The sequence below is a fragment of the Micromonospora sp. NPDC007208 genome (assembly GCF_042869175.1).
GTDB lineage: Bacteria > Actinomycetota > Actinomycetes > Mycobacteriales > Micromonosporaceae > Micromonospora > Micromonospora foliorum.
Window position 1 is genome coordinate 15,331 of record NZ_JBIAFG010000011.1, and the last position, 16,211, is coordinate 31,541.

14 protein-coding genes are annotated in these 16,211 nt (G+C 71.2%); 6 read left to right on the forward strand and 8 right to left on the reverse strand.

Translation table 11 applies throughout. From position 1 onward, the window contains the following. Positions 1–112: 112 nt before the first annotated feature. Both ACFYL6_RS21265 and ACFYL6_RS21270 read right to left on the reverse strand, forming a co-directional pair. Positions 113–295, reverse strand: coding sequence for a DUF397 domain-containing protein (locus ACFYL6_RS21265; RefSeq protein ID WP_387173517.1), 183 nt, complete (start codon positions 293–295; stop codon positions 113–115). Beyond that, positions 286–1,098, reverse strand: coding sequence for a Scr1 family TA system antitoxin-like transcriptional regulator (locus ACFYL6_RS21270; RefSeq protein ID WP_387173813.1), 813 nt, complete (start codon positions 1,096–1,098; stop codon positions 286–288). Before ACFYL6_RS21270 ends, ACFYL6_RS21265 begins: the two co-directional genes overlap by 10 nt. A 379-nt stretch (positions 1,099–1,477) precedes the next feature. Here ACFYL6_RS21270 and ACFYL6_RS21275 point away from each other — a divergent pair, with 379 nt between their 5' ends. Beyond that, entirely contained in the window at positions 1,478–1,768 is a 291-nt protein-coding gene (locus tag ACFYL6_RS21275; protein WP_387173519.1) for a hypothetical protein, read from the forward strand. A gap of 125 nt (positions 1,769–1,893) precedes the next feature. On the opposite strand, the gene ACFYL6_RS21280 is transcribed toward ACFYL6_RS21275, so the two are convergent. From ACFYL6_RS21280 to ACFYL6_RS21300, 5 genes are all read right to left on the reverse strand, one after another. Next, positions 1,894–3,303 carry a class II fumarate hydratase gene (locus ACFYL6_RS21280; RefSeq protein WP_387173521.1) on the reverse strand — a complete coding sequence of 470 codons (1,410 nt, stop codon included), beginning with the start codon at positions 3,301–3,303 and terminating at the stop codon, positions 1,894–1,896. Positions 3,304–3,338: 35 nt separating this feature from the next. Continuing rightward, a complete protein-coding gene (locus ACFYL6_RS21285) occupies positions 3,339–6,317 on the reverse strand; it encodes a BTAD domain-containing putative transcriptional regulator (RefSeq protein WP_387173523.1) in 2,979 nt (992 codons plus the stop codon). Between the two features lie 259 nt (positions 6,318–6,576). Next, positions 6,577–8,244 carry a fumarate hydratase gene (locus ACFYL6_RS21290; protein WP_387173525.1) on the reverse strand — a complete coding sequence of 556 codons (1,668 nt, stop codon included), beginning with the start codon at positions 8,242–8,244 and terminating at the stop codon, positions 6,577–6,579. Positions 8,245–8,369: 125 nt separating this feature from the next. Beyond that, complete coding sequence (locus ACFYL6_RS21295) at positions 8,370–9,815, reverse strand: PQQ-binding-like beta-propeller repeat protein (protein WP_387173527.1); 1,446 nt, start codon at positions 9,813–9,815, stop codon at positions 8,370–8,372. 72 nt (positions 9,816–9,887) lie between these two features. After that, positions 9,888–10,391 carry an Lrp/AsnC family transcriptional regulator gene (locus tag ACFYL6_RS21300; RefSeq protein ID WP_387173529.1) on the reverse strand — a complete coding sequence of 168 codons (504 nt, stop codon included), beginning with the start codon at positions 10,389–10,391 and terminating at the stop codon, positions 9,888–9,890. A gap of 139 nt (positions 10,392–10,530) precedes the next feature. Here ACFYL6_RS21300 and hppD point away from each other — a divergent pair, with 139 nt between their 5' ends. From hppD to ACFYL6_RS21325, 5 genes are all read left to right on the forward strand, one after another. Continuing rightward, entirely contained in the window at positions 10,531–11,736 is a 1,206-nt protein-coding gene (gene hppD, locus ACFYL6_RS21305) for a 4-hydroxyphenylpyruvate dioxygenase (protein ID WP_196920065.1), read from the forward strand. Positions 11,737–11,898: 162 nt separating this feature from the next. After that, on the forward strand, positions 11,899–12,897 hold the full coding sequence (locus ACFYL6_RS21310; protein ID WP_387173531.1) for an RDD family protein: 999 nt from the start codon (positions 11,899–11,901) through the stop codon (positions 12,895–12,897). Further along, positions 12,894–13,997, forward strand: a complete 1,104-nt coding sequence (gene hisC, locus ACFYL6_RS21315) for a histidinol-phosphate transaminase (protein ID WP_387173533.1) — start codon at positions 12,894–12,896, stop codon at positions 13,995–13,997. The genes ACFYL6_RS21310 and hisC overlap by 4 nt, the downstream gene beginning before the upstream one ends. Before the next feature lie 139 nt (positions 13,998–14,136). Continuing rightward, on the forward strand, positions 14,137–14,691 hold the full coding sequence (locus tag ACFYL6_RS21320) for a hypothetical protein (protein WP_387173535.1): 555 nt from the start codon (positions 14,137–14,139) through the stop codon (positions 14,689–14,691). A gap of 28 nt (positions 14,692–14,719) precedes the next feature. After that, positions 14,720–15,739 (forward strand): hypothetical protein, encoded by a 1,020-nt coding sequence (locus ACFYL6_RS21325; RefSeq protein WP_387173537.1) that lies wholly within the window; start codon positions 14,720–14,722, stop codon positions 15,737–15,739. A 23-nt stretch (positions 15,740–15,762) separates the two neighbouring features. On the opposite strand, the gene ACFYL6_RS21330 is transcribed toward ACFYL6_RS21325, so the two are convergent. Then, on the reverse strand, positions 15,763–16,128 hold the full coding sequence (locus ACFYL6_RS21330; RefSeq protein WP_387173538.1) for an LPXTG cell wall anchor domain-containing protein: 366 nt from the start codon (positions 16,126–16,128) through the stop codon (positions 15,763–15,765). Positions 16,129–16,211 lie beyond the last annotated feature (83 nt).

The following is a 16,211-nucleotide window of genomic DNA, read 5'->3' on the forward strand; positions in this document are numbered from 1 at the left end:
CGCCAAGATCCACGCAACGTCAGGGAAACTGCTGTCTCAGGCCACACCGAGGCAGCAACTTCGGCGAAATTGCGCGAGAAGCCCGGCCGCCGTCGCGGACAAGGTGGTCGGGTCAGCGCGGAGGCGCGCCCACGAAGAGCCGCCAGGAGTACGCGTCGACGACGAGCACGGGCCCGTCCGAGTCCTTGCTGTCTCGCACCCCGACCACGTCCCCAAGATTCGTCGCCACCTCGACGCACTGGTCGTTGGAACCACTTCGGCTGCTCTTACGCCACTGAGCTCGGGTCAACTCCACGACTCTGCCAATTCCCTCAGCAACTCGATCGACTCCTGCGGTGGCAACGCCTGCCCGAGGGTAGCTTCCCAGGTCCGTTGTAGACGTAACAGATCCGCAGGCCGATCGAGTTCCTGGCCGCCGATCTGGCCACCAAGGTAGGCAAGATCGCTATGGTCGGCCACGGTGGCGAGGATGAATGGCCCGTTCAGGCCCGGATACTCCTCGGCCGAGCGATGCACCACATGGAGCTGAACTCGCGGATGCTCGGTCGCCAAGCGCGCCAGGTGCAGCGCCTGCTCGCACATGACCTTTCGACCGCCGACGCGTCGCCTCAGCACCGACTCGTCAAGCACCGCGACTACGTGCGGGGGGCGATCCCCATAGAGGACCTGCTGGCTGTCCATCCGGTCCGTCAGCCGACGCTCGACCTCATCGGCATCGAGCAGTCGGTCCGACTCGAAGATGGCGCGGGCATAGTCCTCGGTTTGCAGCAGCCCAGGGACGTGCAACGGGTCGAACCATCGCAGCGCCCGCGCCTCCGCGAGGATGGCACGCCAGCCGCGTAGCCAGGGCTGCGCCCGGTCAAGGCTGACGAGTTCGGTAGACATCCGGCCGAACAGGCCGCCGGTGTCCAGGGCGCGGTCGACGAGTTCCAGGTACTTGGCGGTGGGCGGCTGCTGGCCCAGCTCGACAGCGCTGACCATCGACGCCGAGTAGTTGACCGCCTTGGCCAGCTCGTCCTGACTCCAGCCCCGCCGAACCCGCGCCCGGCGCAGCTCCGCGATCAGGAACGCCGCCGCCGTCATCTGTCCATCGGCCATGCCGTGCCCGCCCTCCACCCCGCCGACGATCATCTCCAGCCGGTTGCCAGCGTCGCTGCCACCCAAAACAGGGCGACTATGACGACGCGGCCAAACCCTTCCGACCGTAGTCGCCTGATCACCAGACTGTGAAGTGCGGCGCCGCTCCCCGTCCCCCGGGATCTGCCGACGCCGCACGGGACCGCCCGCTCCCCCGTGCCGGGCGGTCCCACCCCCAGACCGAGCCGACCGACCGCGCAAGATCGTGCTCGATCGTGGAAGTAGTGGGGTCCTAACGTGCGGAAACCACTACATCCTGGATCGAGCGCGATCTTGGCGTGGCACCGCCACCGGGGCGCGGGGTGATGCCACAAACGAGTCAGCTCGAAAGGACCGCACCATGTCCCGGACCACGCTGGACGACCGCGCGACCACACCCCGTCGACCGCACCTGCCGCTGCGCCCGCTCTGGCTCTGCCGGGTCTGCGCCGCGCCCTGGCCGTGCCCGGTCGCCCGACTCACCCTGCGTCAGGAGTACGCGCACGACCGGATCGGGTTGAACATCTACCTGTGCACCGTCCTGCACGAGGCGGCTGCCGACCTGTACCGACTCAACCCGCACGACGGCCAGGACCCCGCGGCGCTCTTCACCCGCTTCCTGGGCTGGGCGAGACCACGGCACCTGCGCTGAGCAGGGCGAGGTAGGGCAACGCTGAGCGGGACGGGCAGGACGGGCTGAGCGGGACGGACAGGGAACCGCTGAGCGGGACGGGAAGGGCAGGGCAGGGCCGAGCGGGGCAGCGCGGGCGGGGCGGATCAGGGGTGGGTCATTCGGAGCAGGTCCAGCGTCTCGTCGAGCTGGGTCTCGGTGAGCTTGCCGGAGTCGACGTGGCCCCGGGAGATCACCACCTCGCGGATCGAGGTCTGCTTGGCCAGCGCCTCCTTCGCGATCGACGCGGCCTCGTCGTACCCCAGGTAGCGGTTGAGTGGGGTGACGATCGACGGTGAGCCCTCGGCGTACGCCAAACAGACCTCGGCGTCCGCGAACAGGCCGGCCACCAGCCGGTCGGCGAAGAGCCGGCTCACCGCGGAGAGCAGCCGGATCGACTCCAGCAGGTTGCGACCCATCACGGGGAGCATCACGTTCAGCTCGAAGTCGCCCTGCGATCCGGCGAACCCGACCGTCGCGTCGTTGCCGATCACCTGGGCGCAGACCTGCCGCATCGCCTCGGCGACCACCGGGTTGACCTTGCCCGGCATGATCGACGAGCCGGGCTGGAGGTCGGGGATGCGCAGCTCACGCAGACCGGCGCGAGGGCCGGAACCCATCCAGCGGATGTCATTGGCGATCTTGTAGAGGCCGATGGCCACGGTCCGCAACTGCCCCGAGGTCTCCACCAGCGCGTCCCGCGCGCCCTGCGCCTCGAAGTGGTTACGCGCCTCGCTCAGCGGCAGCCCGGTCGACTCACGCAGCTTGTCGATCACTGCGGCGGCGAAGCCGAGCGGGGTGTTGATCCCGGTGCCGACGGCGGTGCCGCCCAGCGGCAGCTCGGCCAGTCGGGGCAGCGCGCCCTCCAGGCGTTCGATTCCGTAGCGGACCTGGGCGGCGTACCCGCCGAACTCCTGGCCGAGGGTGACCGGCGTGGCGTCCATCAGGTGCGTACGCCCGGCCTTGACCACCGTCTCGAACTCCGCGGCCTTGGCCTCCAGCCCAGCCGCCAGGTGGGCCAGCGACGGCAGCAGGTCCTCCACGATGAACTGGGTGGCCGCCAGGTGGATGGAGGACGGGAAGACGTCGTTGCTCGACTGGGAGGCGTTGACGTGGTCGTTCGGGTGCACAGGTGAGCCCAGCTCACGGCTCGCCAGGGTGGCGATCACCTCGTTGGTGTTCATGTTCGACGACGTGCCCGATCCGGTCTGGAACACGTCCACCGGGAACTGGTCGTCGTAACCGCCGTCGGCCACGTGCGCTGCGGCGGCGGCGATGGCGGCGGCCACGTTGGCGTCGATCACGCCCAGCTCGCCGTTGACCTCGGCCGCCGCGCCCTTGATCTGGGCGAGGGCCTTGATCTGGGCCGGTTCGAGACCCCGGCCGGAAATCGGGAAGTTCTGCACGGCACGCTGGGTCTGCGCCCGCCACAGCGCCTCGGCGGGCACCTCCACCTCGCCCATCGAGTCGCGTTCGATGCGGTAACCGGTCGCCTCTGGAGTCGTCACGCGTACCATCCTGCCGCGCCCGTGGCCGACTCGCAGATGATCCGTCAGCCCAACTCGGTGAGCAGCCGTTCCGCCTCGTGCTGGTCCGGCGACTCAATCTGCCGGAACAGCGCCAGCGCCTGCCCCAGGTGCGCGCGGGCCGTCGTCGGGTCGGTGTCCCGTACGCAGCGGGCGATGCCCTCCAACGCCCGGGCCTTCTCGTAGCGGGCGCCGAGTCGGCTGGCGTCGGCGAGCACCCGGCGGTGCAGGTCGAGCGCGCTGGCGGCGTCCCCCTGCTCCAGGATCGCCCGGGCGAGCAGATTGCGCGAGCCGCACTGGGCGATGCGGTCCCCCACCTCGGTCATCGCGACGAGCGCCGCACGATGCAGGTCGGCGGCTCGTTCCGGACGACCGGCCGCACGCTCCATCGTTCCGATCTCGTTCAGCACCTCACCCTCACCGAACCGGGCGCCGGCCTGCCGCTTGAGGCGCAGAGCCGACCGCAGCAACCGACGTGCCGGCTCCGCGTCACCCAACCGGTGGCGGATCATGCCCAGGTGCCCCAACGCGTTGCCGATCTGTCGCGGGTCGCCAAGCTCGCGGGCCAGCGAGAGATGCCGTCGACACATGTCCAACGCCTCGTCGTACCGACCCCAGTAGAGCAGGGTGACGGACAGATTGTTGAGCGTGTTCGCCAGTGACACCTGCTCCTGCATCTGCCGAGCCAGCGCTGCGGATGCCTCCAGGTACTCCCGGCCCCGGCGATAGTCGCCATTGGCGACATACGAGTTGCCCAGATTCCCCAGGGTGTTGCGCACATCGCTCTGCAACCCGAGCCGGCGGTAGCCGTCGAGCGCCATCTCCATGAGCCGGTTCGACTCGGCAAACCGACCCAAGCGGTAGTGAGCCGAGGCGAGGTAGTTGAGAATCATCGCCACCGCCACCTCGTCGCCAAGTTGCTCGGCCGCACGCAGTCCAACCGCGTGCGTCTCGATCAACTCGTCGAGGTGACCGCTCTCGAACTGGGCGTACCAGCTGGCCCGCGCCAGTTGCCAGCAGTGCCGGGGAAAGCCCTCCGCCTCGGCCAGGCGGACCAGTGCGGTCAACGCGGCCAGGTTGTCGTCGAACCATCCTCGGCCCTGCTCGACGACGGGCAGGACCAGATCGGGACGCGCCGGGTCGGGCAGCAGCGCCAGGGTGAAGCTGGAGGAGAGTTCCCTCCTGCGGGCGATCGCCGTGGCGACATGCAGGTGATGGTCGAGCAGACCCTCGATGGCGTCCCGCCGCTCACCTGCCCACTCCGGCTCGGCGACGAGCGTCCGCGCGTACTCCCGGACCAGGTCGTGCAACCGGTAGCGGCCGGACCCCGTCTCCTCGACCAGGTTCGCGTCGACCAGTTCGTCGAGCAGGTCCTGCGCCTCCGGCAGCGGCTGCCCGGTGAGAGCGGCGACCACCGGGTTGTCGAACCGCACCCCGGGGTGCAGGCCCAACAACCGGAACGCGCGCTGCGCGGCCGGGGACACCTGGGCGTACGACAGGGCGAAGGCGCGACCGACGGACCGTTCGCCCGCTTCGAACTCGGCCAACCGATCCGGTCTGGTGCTCAGCCGCTCGGCCAGGTCGGCGATTCGCCAACGGGGTCGGTGTGCCAGCCGGGCACCGGCCAGCCGGATGGCCAGTGGTAGATGGCCGCAGCGTCGGACGACCTCGATGGCCGCCTCCGGCTCGGCCGCCACCCGCTTCACGCCGACGACCCGCCCGAGCAACTCGACCGCCTCGTCGCTGTCGAGCACGGGCAGCGACGACGGTCGTCCCTCGTCCACCCCGACCAGCCGACGACGGCTGGTGATGAGGATCAGGCAGTGCGAGCCGTTGGGGAGCAGCGGTGTCACCTGGTCGGCGGTCGCCGCGTTGTCGAGCACCAGGATTGCGCGGCGGCCGGCCAGCTCGCTACGCCAGAGCGCCAGTCGGTCGTCCTGGCTCGTCGGCACCCGCTCGGCGGGCACACCGAGCTGGCGCAGGAGCGTGGCGACCGCCGCAGCCGGCGTCAAGGGGGTGCGCTCGCTGTAGCCATGCAGGTCGATGTAGAGCTGGGCGTCCGGGTAGTCGTCCGCGAGGGCCGTGGCGACGTGCACCGCGAGGGTGGTCTTGCCGCTGCCGGCCATACCGTCGATGAGCTGGATCCGCGCACCGGCCTCCACCTCCTTCACCAGGCGGGCCACGGTCTCCTGCCGACCGACGAAGTCCCCGATAGCCCGGGGCAGCGAGCGGACCGCGCCGGCAGGCCCAGCCGGTCGGCCGGCCAGGGCCAGGTCACCCGCGAGCACCCGTTGGTGCAGCTCCTGCAGTTCCACCCCCGGTTCGATGCCCAGCTCGTCGGCGTAGATCCGCCGGCCCTCGCGGTAGACGGCGAGTGCGTCGGCCTGCCGCCCGACCGAGGACAGCGCCAGCATCAGTTGGCCTCGCAGGCGCTCCCGCAACGGATGCCGGTCGACGCTCTCCGCCAGTTCCTCGACCAGCTCGGCTGCCTGACCGAGGCGCAGCTCGACGTCGACGCACTCCTCCAACGCGGTGAGGCGTTGCTCGTCGAGCGCCTCCGCGCGGCGGCGGACGCTCCGGCTCGGAATGCCAGCGAGGGTCGGCCCCCGCCACAGCGCCAAGGCGGCGCGGAATCCCGTACGCGCCTCGCCCAGTCGGCCGGCGACGACCAGGGCGCGCGCCGCCTCCACGCCCCGGGCGAAGACCTCGGTGTCCAGGTCGTTCGGTGCGGTACGCACGCCGTACCCCGCCGGGTCGGTGACGATGAGTTCCGGTGCCAGCCCCAGTTCGGCGAACCGGCGACGCAACCGGGACACGCAGGTCTGCAACTGGGCGCGGGCGGTGGCCGGCGGCCGGTCCTCCCACACCGCGTCGACCAACTCGTCGACCGGCACCAGCCGGCCGGCCCGCAACAACAGCATGGCGAGCACGATCCGGTCGCGTCCCGCGGTGACAGTGGACTCGCCACCGCCCACCCGCAGGGGCCCCAGGATCCCGAACCGCATCTGCTCTCCCGCATCAATGGTGCAACTTCCAGCAGCGTAGTCCGGTGGTAACAGAGCGCCTCGGCCAGGCGATAGTGATCTGAGAGCGGATCGACAGCGGTGCGCAGGACACTCGGTCAGGGTTGTCGGTGACGGCATCCGACGGGGGCGGTGCGCCCGTCCCACCCCAGCGGGGCGGGCGTACCGATGTCGGCAGAGCACGGACGACAGAACGGGCGTCGGGCGAGTTCGCCCGGCGCCCGTTCGCGTGCCTGTCGGGTCAGCGGCGGCCGACGGTGAGCACCGGCTTGGTGACCTCGGCGAAGAAGTCGTTGCCCTTGTCGTCGACCACGATGAAGGCGGGGAAGTCCTCCACCTCGATCTTCCAGACCGCCTCCATGCCCAGCTCCGCGTATTCGAGCACTTCGACGTGCTTGATGCAGTCCTGGGCGAGGCGGGCCGCGGGGCCGCCGATCGAGCCGAGGTAGAAGCCGCCGTGCCGCTGGCAGGAGCGGGTCACCTGACCCGACCGGTTGCCCTTGGCCAGCATCACCTGCGAGCCGCCGGCGGCCTGGAACTTCTCCACGTAGGCGTCCATCCGGCCGGCGGTGGTCGGGCCGAACGAGCCGGAGGCGTACCCCTCGGGGGTCTTCGCCGGGCCGGCGTAGTAGACGGCGTGGTCACGCAGGTACTGCGGCATCGGCTCACCGGCGTCCAACCGCTCGGCGATCTTGGCGTGCGCGATGTCCCGGGCGACGACGAGCGGCCCGGAGAGCGAGAGGCGCGTCTTCACCGGGTACTTCGACAGCTCGGCGCGGATCTCGTCCATCGGCCGGTTGAGGTCGACCCGGACGACCAACTCGGCGTCGAGCGAATCGTCGGTGACGTCGGGCAGGAACCGCGCCGGGTCGGTTTCGAGCCGCTCCAGCCACACGCCCGACGGGGTGATCTTGGCGACGGCCTGGCGGTCCGCCGAGCAGGAGACGGCGATCGCCACCGGGCAGGACGCGCCGTGCCGGGGCAACCGGACCACCCGTACGTCATGGCAGAAGTACCGCCCACCGAACTGCGCGCCGATGCCGAAGTTGCGGGTCAGCTCCAGCACCTCCGCCTCCAGCTCCAGGTCGCGGAAGCCGTGCGCGCTCATCGAACCCGAGGTCGGCAGCGCGTCGAGATACTTGGCGCTGGCGTACTTCGCGGTCTTCAGCGCGTACTCGGCGGAGGTGCCGCCGATGACGATGGCCAGGTGGTACGGCGGGCAGGCGGCGGTGCCGATCAGCCGCAGCTTCTCCTCCAGGAACTGCATCATCCGCACCGGGTTGAGCAGCGCCTTCGTCTCCTGGTAGAGGTACGACTTGTTGGCCGAGCCACCGCCCTTGGCCATGAACAGGAACTTGTACGCGTCGGGGTGCCCGTCCGGGTCCTCGGCGTACAGGTCCACCTGGGCGGGCAGGTTGCTGCCGGTGTTCCGTTCGTCCCACATGGTCAGCGGGGCGAGCTGGGAGTAGCGCAGGTTGAGCTTGGTGTACGCCTGGTAGACGCCCCGGGAGATGGCCTCCGCGTCGGCACCGTCGGTCAGCACGTGCCGACCGCGTTTGCCCATCACGATGGCGGTGCCGGTGTCCTGACACATGGGCAGGACACCGCCGGCGGCGATGTTGGCGTTGCGCAGCAGGTCCAGGGCGACGAACCGGTCGTTCGGCGACGCGGCCGGGTCGTCGATGATCGACCGGAGCTGCGCCAGGTGCGCGGGGCGCAGGAAGTGCGCGATGTCGTGCATCGCCTCGGCGGTCAGCGCGGTGAGCGCGGCCGGCTCCACGGTGAGGAACCGACGGCCTCCCGGGCCGTGTACGACGTCCACGCCCTCGTCGGTGACGAGGCGGTAGTCCGTCTGGTCCGGGCCGGTCGGCAGCAGAGGGGCGTACGAGAATGCGGCGGCACTGCTCATGAGCGGCAAGCCTAGGGCAGACCGGTCGATCACTCCCACCCGCCGGGCGGGTCCTGGGACGCCGCTCTCATCCACCAGGCGTGCCGGGCCCGGCCGCCGTTCGAATCATGCGGCGAACCGCCCGCTCAGCCGTCCTTGCCGCCGTCCGGGTCGGGGCAGAGTTCCCCCTTCGGCCCGCAGTCGCCGTTGTTCGGACCGCCGGGGCCGGGACCGCCTGGGCCGGGATTCCCACCGTCGCCGGGCGGCCGGGTGGGCGAGCTTCCGGACCCGCCGCCGAAGCGGACGTACCCGATCTCCCGCCCCTCGCCAATGATCATGCCCTGCGACCCGACGGCGAGGGCGTTCGCCGAGGTGCGCAGTGCGGCCAACTCCCGGCCGGTGCGCGGGTCCAGTGCCGCCAGCCGGGACGGCTTCTCGTCGGCCACCACCGCCGCGTACGGGGTGAGCGCGGCCCCGGCCTTGCCACTGGCCTGTCGCGTCCAGAGCACCTTCTCGGTGCCCAGCTCACGGGCGATGACCGAGCGCTTGTCGGCGGCCCGGAACACCGCGAAACGATCGTCCACCGCGACCAACTTGGTGCCCGGCTCACCGACCCAGAGCAGCCGTCCGTCGTACCCGTCGATGACCGCCTCACGGCCGTCCGGAGCGACGCCGATCAGCACGTTCCGCGCACCCTGCGGGTCCTCGCGTTGCACGCAGCCGGCGGAGTCGGCGGTGCGCAGGTTGATGCCGGCCCGCTGCCAGGCCTCCTGCCCGGTCGCCGAGTCCCGGGCGGAGATGGCGAAGTAGCAGGTGCCGTCCTGGGAGCGGGCGGCGATCCGCAGCAGCCGGCCGCCCACCACGGAGAGCCGCTCGTCCCGGCTGGGCTCGACGTTCTGCAACACCCGGCCGGTGGCGGTGTCGACCACGTGGACCCGACCGTCGACCGGGAAGCCGAGCAGCGGTGGCGCGGCCTCCGCCCCGGCCACGCCGTCGTCGACCCGGGTGGCGGCGAGCCGTCTGGTGCCGCGCAGACCCGGGTTGTCGGCGAGCAGGCCGCTGTGCACCCCGGGCAGGAAGGCCGTCCAGAGCGGCGCGGTGCCACGCGGGTCCCAGGCGCTCAGGGTGCAGTCGGTGGCCTCCGTGCACCGGGCGTCGAGGAGCAGGTTGCGGTACGTCCAGACGGCCACCGCGTCATCGTCACGTCGCCGGGTCGCCCCGGTCGTCGGGTCGAGCAGCTCGTACCCCTTGACCAGGAGCTTGCCCACCGCCACGACCGGGTCGCGGTCGCCGCCGGCGACCGCCGCCCAGTCAGCCTTGCGCTCCCAGAGCTGGGCGCCGGTGGCCAGGCTGCGAGCCTCGACCCGGGTGCGCTGCTCGACCACGACGGCGTCACCGGCGATGGTCACGCTGCGCGGAGTGCCGCCGACCCGTTGCTGCCAGACCACGTCGGGCTCGGAGATGGGTTCGCTGCGGTCCACCCACTCCCACAAACCGGGGAACGGGTTCCACACGCCGGTCGCGGCGAGCGCGACGACCACGGCGAGGCCGAGCAGCAGCCCACCGCGCACGCTCCCCTTCGCCACCCGCACACCGTAGCCACGATCACGGATCTTCCGTACGCCCGCGCCGCCGTGTCGTCGCGCTTTCTGGGCTCGGAGGTGTTACAGCGCTTTTCCCTCGGCCCGAACAGCGCTGCGCACCAGCGGAAGCGTGCGGTAGGGGATCTGCTCGGCCAACGCGATGATCGTCGAGGCCCGGGTGATGCCCGCGGACGACACGATCTGGTCGATGACCCGTTGCAGGTCGGTGTTGGAGCGGGCCACGATCCGGCAGAGCAGGTCGCTGGAGCCGGTGATGGTGTGCGCCTCCAGGACCTCGGGGATGGCGGCGAGGTGGGCGGTGACCGGGTCGTGGCCGTGCCGCTGACTGATCTCCAGGGTGACGAAGCTGGTCACCCCGAACCCGATCGCGGCCGGTGAGATCTCCGGGCCGAAGCCCTCGATGACCCGCCGCTCCACCAGTTTGTCCAGCCTCGCCTGCACCGTCCCCCGGGCCACCCCGAGCCGCCGGGAGCACTCCAGCACCCCGATCCGCGGCTCCTCGGCGAGCAGTTCGATCAAGCGCACGTCGAGCGTGTCGAGCTGTACATTCTGCTCACCATTCATGAGTGACGACCATACCGAATGCGCAACCTGACCAGCATTTCTGGCAACAGTTGCCCACCTGAGGCCGGGCCAGCGATCCTCGCCACAAGAACCGACCACGGCGGCCCACAAGGCCGGCCGGTACGCGAGGGAGCCCACCATGACCCAGGCGATCGACCGACCCCAGTCGACCGAGGACGTCGACGTCGACCGGCTCGTTGGCGCTGTCGACCACGACATCAGCCACGACCCGTTCCCGGTCCGGGGCCTCGACCACGTGCACTTCCTGGTCGGCAACGCCAAGCAGGCCGCCCACTACTACTCCACCGCCTTCGGCATGACCTGCGTGGCGTACCGCGGCCCCGAGCAGGGCTACCGGGACCACGCCCAGTACGTGCTGACCAGCGGCTCGGCCCGGTTCGTGCTGACCGGCGCGGTGCGCCCGGACGCCGACGGCGCCGAGCACGTGGCCCGGCACAGCGACGGGATCAGCGACATCGCGCTGGAGGTCCCGGACGTGGACGCCGCGTACGCGCACGCCATCGCGCAGGGCGCCGCCAGCGTCGTCGAGCCGCACGAGGTGACCGACGAGCACGGCACGGTCCGGATGGCCGCCATCGCCGCGTACGGCGACACCCGGCACACGCTTGTCGACAGGTCCCGCTACACCGGCCCGTTCCTGCCCGGCTTCGTGGCCCGGGGCCCGATCGTGGACCGGCAGCCGATGATCGACGCCGGCATCCAGCCGAAGCGCTTCTTCCAGGCCGTCGACCACGTGGTCGGCAACGTGGAGCTGGGCCGGATGGACGAGTGGGTCGAGTTCTACAAGCGGGTGATGGGCTTCTCCAACATGGCGGAGTTCGTCGGCGACGACATCGCCACCGACTACTCGGCACTGATGAGCAAGGTCGTGGCGAACGGCACCCGGAAGGTGAAGTTCCCGCTCAACGAGCCGGCCATCGCCCGCAAGAAGTCCCAGATCGACGAGTACCTGGAGTTCTACCAGGGCCCGGGCGCGCAGCACATCGCCGTCGCCACCAACGACATCCTGGCCAGCGTCGACGCGATGCGCGCGGCCGGTCTGGAGTTCCTGGACACCCCGGACTCGTACTACGACGACCCGGAGCTGCGCGAGCGGATCGGCAAGGTGCGGGTGCCGATCGAGGAGCTGAAGGCCCGCAAGATCCTGGTCGACCGGGACGAGGACGGCTACCTGCTCCAGATCTTCACCAAGCCGGTGCAGGACCGTCCCACGGTCTTCTTCGAGCTGATCGAGCGGCACGGATCGCTGGGCTTCGGCAAGGGCAACTTCAAGGCGCTCTTCCAGGCGATCGAGCGGGAGCAGGAAGCCCGCGGCAACCTGTAACACTTGCGAGCGTGACGCAACCTCCGTCGTACCCGACGCCGCCGGCCGGTGGGCCCCAACCCGCCACCGGCGGCGTCGCCCCGCAGTACCGCCATGCCGAGTTCGCGGGACCAGTCGTCGTTAAGGTGTCCCCGTGAGCGAGCGAAGCGGAGCTGTGACGGCGTGAGCGTGCAACCTGGTTGGTACGTCGACCCCGCCGACACCGAGACCCGGCGTTACTGGGACGGCGAGGGTTGGCTCGGTGCGCCCATTCCCGTCGACGTGACCCCGCCGGACGGCCCGCCGCCGGCCGAGCCACCGCCCGCGCCGGTCACCCCGGCCGCGCCAGCGGCGTCGACAACCCCCGGCTCGGCAACCCCCGCCTCGGCGCCTCCCGCGCCGGGCTGGCCGCCGCAGCACGACCAACAGCCGGGGTACGGCCCACCCCCGGGGTACGGCCCGCAACCGGGACACGGCCCGGGCTGGGGCCCGCAGGCTGGTCCTCCGGGTTGGGGCCCGCAGGGCGCTCCACCCGGTTGGGGCCCGCAGGTCGGTCACCCCGGCTGGGCCGGACGACCCCCCGAGCCGCGACCGCACGGCCTCCGGCTGGCCGGCTACGGCCGGAGGTTCGTCGCCCGGCTGATCGACTTCGGCCTCGTCTTCGCACTGAACGTGGTCGTCAACGGCTGGTTCGTCTGGCGGTGGGCGCAGGAGTGGGCGCCGTACTGGCAGGAGGTCTTCCGGCGCGCGGCACGGGGGGACTCCTCCGCCGAGGGCCTGCCGATGCCCGGTGAGCAGGCCGGTTCCCTGCTGGTGGCGATCCTGCTGATCGCCACCGCGCTGTGGCTGGCGTACGAGGTGCCGACCATGGCCTCCGGCGGGCAGACCATCGGCAAGCGGGTGATGCGGATCCGGGCGGTGCCGATGGCCGCCGACCAGCCGCTGGGCGTCCGCCGGGCGCTGAGCCGGTGGAGCACGCTGGGCCTGCCAACTCTGCTCTGGTACTGCGTCGGGCTCGGCCTGGTCCTGCAACTGGTCGATGCTCTCTCCCCCCTCTTCGATCACCCGCTGCGCCAGGCGCTGCACGACAAGCGCGCGCAGACGGTGGTCGTCGAAGTCCCCTACCGCACCGATACCGCCCCCTCGAACGACCGCAACCAGCCCCCGGGAGACACCCCATGACCGACTCCGGACGTCACCAGCCGGCGCTGCGGCTGACCCGCGTCGACCTGGACGCGCTGCCCAGCTACGTGCCGGGGCGCAGCCCCGCCGACCTGGCCCGCGAGTTGGGCCTGCCGGAGGCCATCAAGCTGGCCAGCAACGAGGTGCCGTACGGGCCGCTGCCCGGCGTGGTGCAGGCGGTCACCGAGGCGATCACCACCTCGCACCGCTACCCGGACATGGGCGTGGTCGCGCTTCGGGACGCGCTGGCCCAGCGGTACGGGGTGGACGCGGACCGGATCGCCACCGGCTGCGGTTCGGTGGCGCTCGCCGAGCACCTGGTGCGGGCCACCTGCCTGCCCGGCGACGAGGTGCTCTACTCGTGGCGGTCCTTCGAGGCGTACCCGATCATCGTGGCGACCAGCGGCGCGACAAGCGTGCGGGTGCCCAACGACGCCGGGCACGGGCACGACCTGGCGGCGATGGCCGCGGCGGTGACCGACCGGACCCGGGTGATCTTCGTCTGCAACCCGAACAACCCCACGGGTACGGCAGTGCGCCGGGCCGAGTTGGACCGGTTCCTCGACGCGGTGCCGGACGACGTGCTGGTGGTGATCGACGAGGCGTACCGGGAGTTCGTCACCGACGCGGAGGTGCCGGACGGCCTCGACTACCTGGACCGGCCCAACGTGGCGGTCTTGCGCACGCTGTCGAAGGCGTGGGGGCTCGCCGGGCTGCGAATGGGCTGGCTGGTTGCCCAGCCGGTGGTGGCCGCCGCCATCCGCAAGGTGGCGACCCCGTTCTCCAGCAGCACGGCAGCCCAGGCCGGGGCGCTCGCCGCGCTGACCCAGGCCACCGAGATGGAGCGTCGCTGCGCCCTGGTCGTTGCCGAGCGGGACCGGGTCACCGAGGCGATGCGCAAGTTCGTGCCCGAGGTGCCGACGAGTCAGGCCAACTTCGTCTGGTTGCCGCTTGCCGAGCGGGCCGTGACGTTCGGCAAGGCGTGCGAGGCGCGCGGGGTGATCGTGCGGCCGTTCGCCGGGGACGGGGTCCGGGTCACCATCGGCACCCCGGCCGAGAACGACGCGTTCCTGGCCGCCGCGGAGGCAGCGCTGACCTGAGCGGCGACCGCTCGGCTGTGACCAAGGCATGACGAATGTGCCGTTTGTCCGGTTTCGTGCCTTGTTTGCCTTATCTTGCGAAGTAGCCAGACGTGCCGAGGATCGCGTCCGGCTCACTTCGAGGACGGGGTAAAACACAGTGCGTACTGCCAAGATCTGTCTGGCCGGGGCGGCCGCCGCGGCGATGGTGGGCTTCCTCGCCGCGCCGGCTGCCGCCGCGCCCACCGACACCACCGACACCACCTTCGAGGTGCTCGCCGGCACCCTCGACATCGTCGCGCCGACCGTCGCCGACCTCGGTGACGGCGCCCCCGGTGGCGTCATCACCGGCCAGCTCGGCGTGGTGACGGTCACCGACTCCCGAGGCGCCGCCGACGCCTCCTGGGTCGCCTCGGTGACCGCGAGTGTCTTCCAGACCGGCGGCGGCTCACCGCCCGAGACGGTCCTCCCCGAGGAGATCGACTACTGGTCCGGCCCGGAAACGGCGACCACCGGCAACGGCACCTTCACGCCGGGGCAGGCCACCGCCGGCGACGCTCAACCGTTGTCGAGCGTCACCCCGCTCACCGCGTTCACCCACAGCGGCGGCACCGGCGGCAACACCGCCAGCTGGAACCCCACCCTGGAGGTCAACGTCCCGCTGGACAGCATCGCGGGCCTCTACACCGGCACGGTGACACATTCCGTGGCGTAGTCGCCGGGGGCGGTCGACCATTTCGGTCGTGCTCGCCCTGTTCTGCCTCGCCGGTCCGGGTCTGCCGACCCGGGCCGGCGCGGTCGAACCGGATGCGGGATCGGACGACGGCACCATCGGGATCCGGTTGCTGGAGGCCCCGACCGAGCGCCGCACCGACCCCCGGGCGCTGCGCTACATCGTCGACCACCTACCGCCGGGCACCACCATCAAGCGGCAACTACTGATCGTCAACCGCACCGACCAAACCCGGCGGGTCGATGTGTATCCGGCGGCCGCGACCCTCAAGGATGCGGCGTTCCACTTCGGCGAGGGTCGCGCCGAGAACGAGCTGACCTCGTGGGTCACCCTCGACGAGCGCTCCGTGGAGCTGGGTCCGTGGGGCGAGACCCGGGTCCGAGCGACCATCACCGTGCCGTCGGCCGCCTCAAGGGGCGAGCGCTACGGAGTGGTTTGGGCGTCCACCGCCTCAACCCCCCGAGCCGGCGGCGAGATCACCCAGGTCCACCGGGTCGGAGTCCGGATGTACCTCGACATCGGGCCCGGTGGCGAGCCCGCCTCCGACTTCTCCATCGGCGAGGTCCGGCCGGCCCGCAGCCCCGAGGGCGAACCGTCGCTGACCGTCCAGGTCAGCAACACCGGAGGCCGTGCCATCGACCTGACCGGCGCGGTCGCCCTCACCGATGGCCCAGCCGGCAGCCGGGCAGGCCCGTTTCCGGTCGGACAGGGCGTCACGCTGGCACCGGGCGCGTCCGGGCAGGTCATCGCCCGACTTCCGGTCACGCTGCCGAACGGCCCCTGGAAGGTCGAGGTGAACCTGGAGAGCGGCCTGGTGAAGCGGAGCGTCACCGCGCAGATCACGTTCCCCGACGCCGGTCAGGTCGGGAAACGGGGCAGTGTCGTCTCCCGAATCTTCTCCGGGTGGACGGTGGCGGCGGCCGTCGCGGTCCTGCTGCTGGTTGTCGGCCTCGCCGTACTGGCCCGCCGCTCCCGGTCCGGTCGGCCTCCCACCGGCGGTCCGAGGGAACGCGTCGCGGCCGGTCGGTGACCGTGCCTACAGGCCGGACCCGGTCAGCTCGGCCGCCTGCGGCGGGCGGCGAACCACCCGACGACGATCAGGGCTGCGCCCAGCACGGCGAGTAGCAGCGCCGACCCGCCCGACCCGGTCACCGGCAATTCGCCGCCGTGGCTGGGCGGGGGTTGGGGTGGCGCCGTCGGCGTGGACGTGGGTGGCGGTTGGGTCGGAGGTGGGGTCGGCGACGCCGGCACGATCTCGAAGGTGACGCCGGTGTCCGCCGACGGCTCGGCCCGGGCGGCGCTGAACCCGCGCGCCGAGGCAGGGTCGGCGGCGGCCAGCACCGGCGACACCGCCAACGCCAGGCCCGCGGTGGCGGCGAGCGCGCCACCCACCAGGTAGTTGGCTGCTGTCCTGGCCATGCGTCGACCCCTTCCACCGGAAACCTGAACCATGAAAAACATACCCTTTCTGGACAAAGGGAATGGATCGGTTGAGTGTTCCG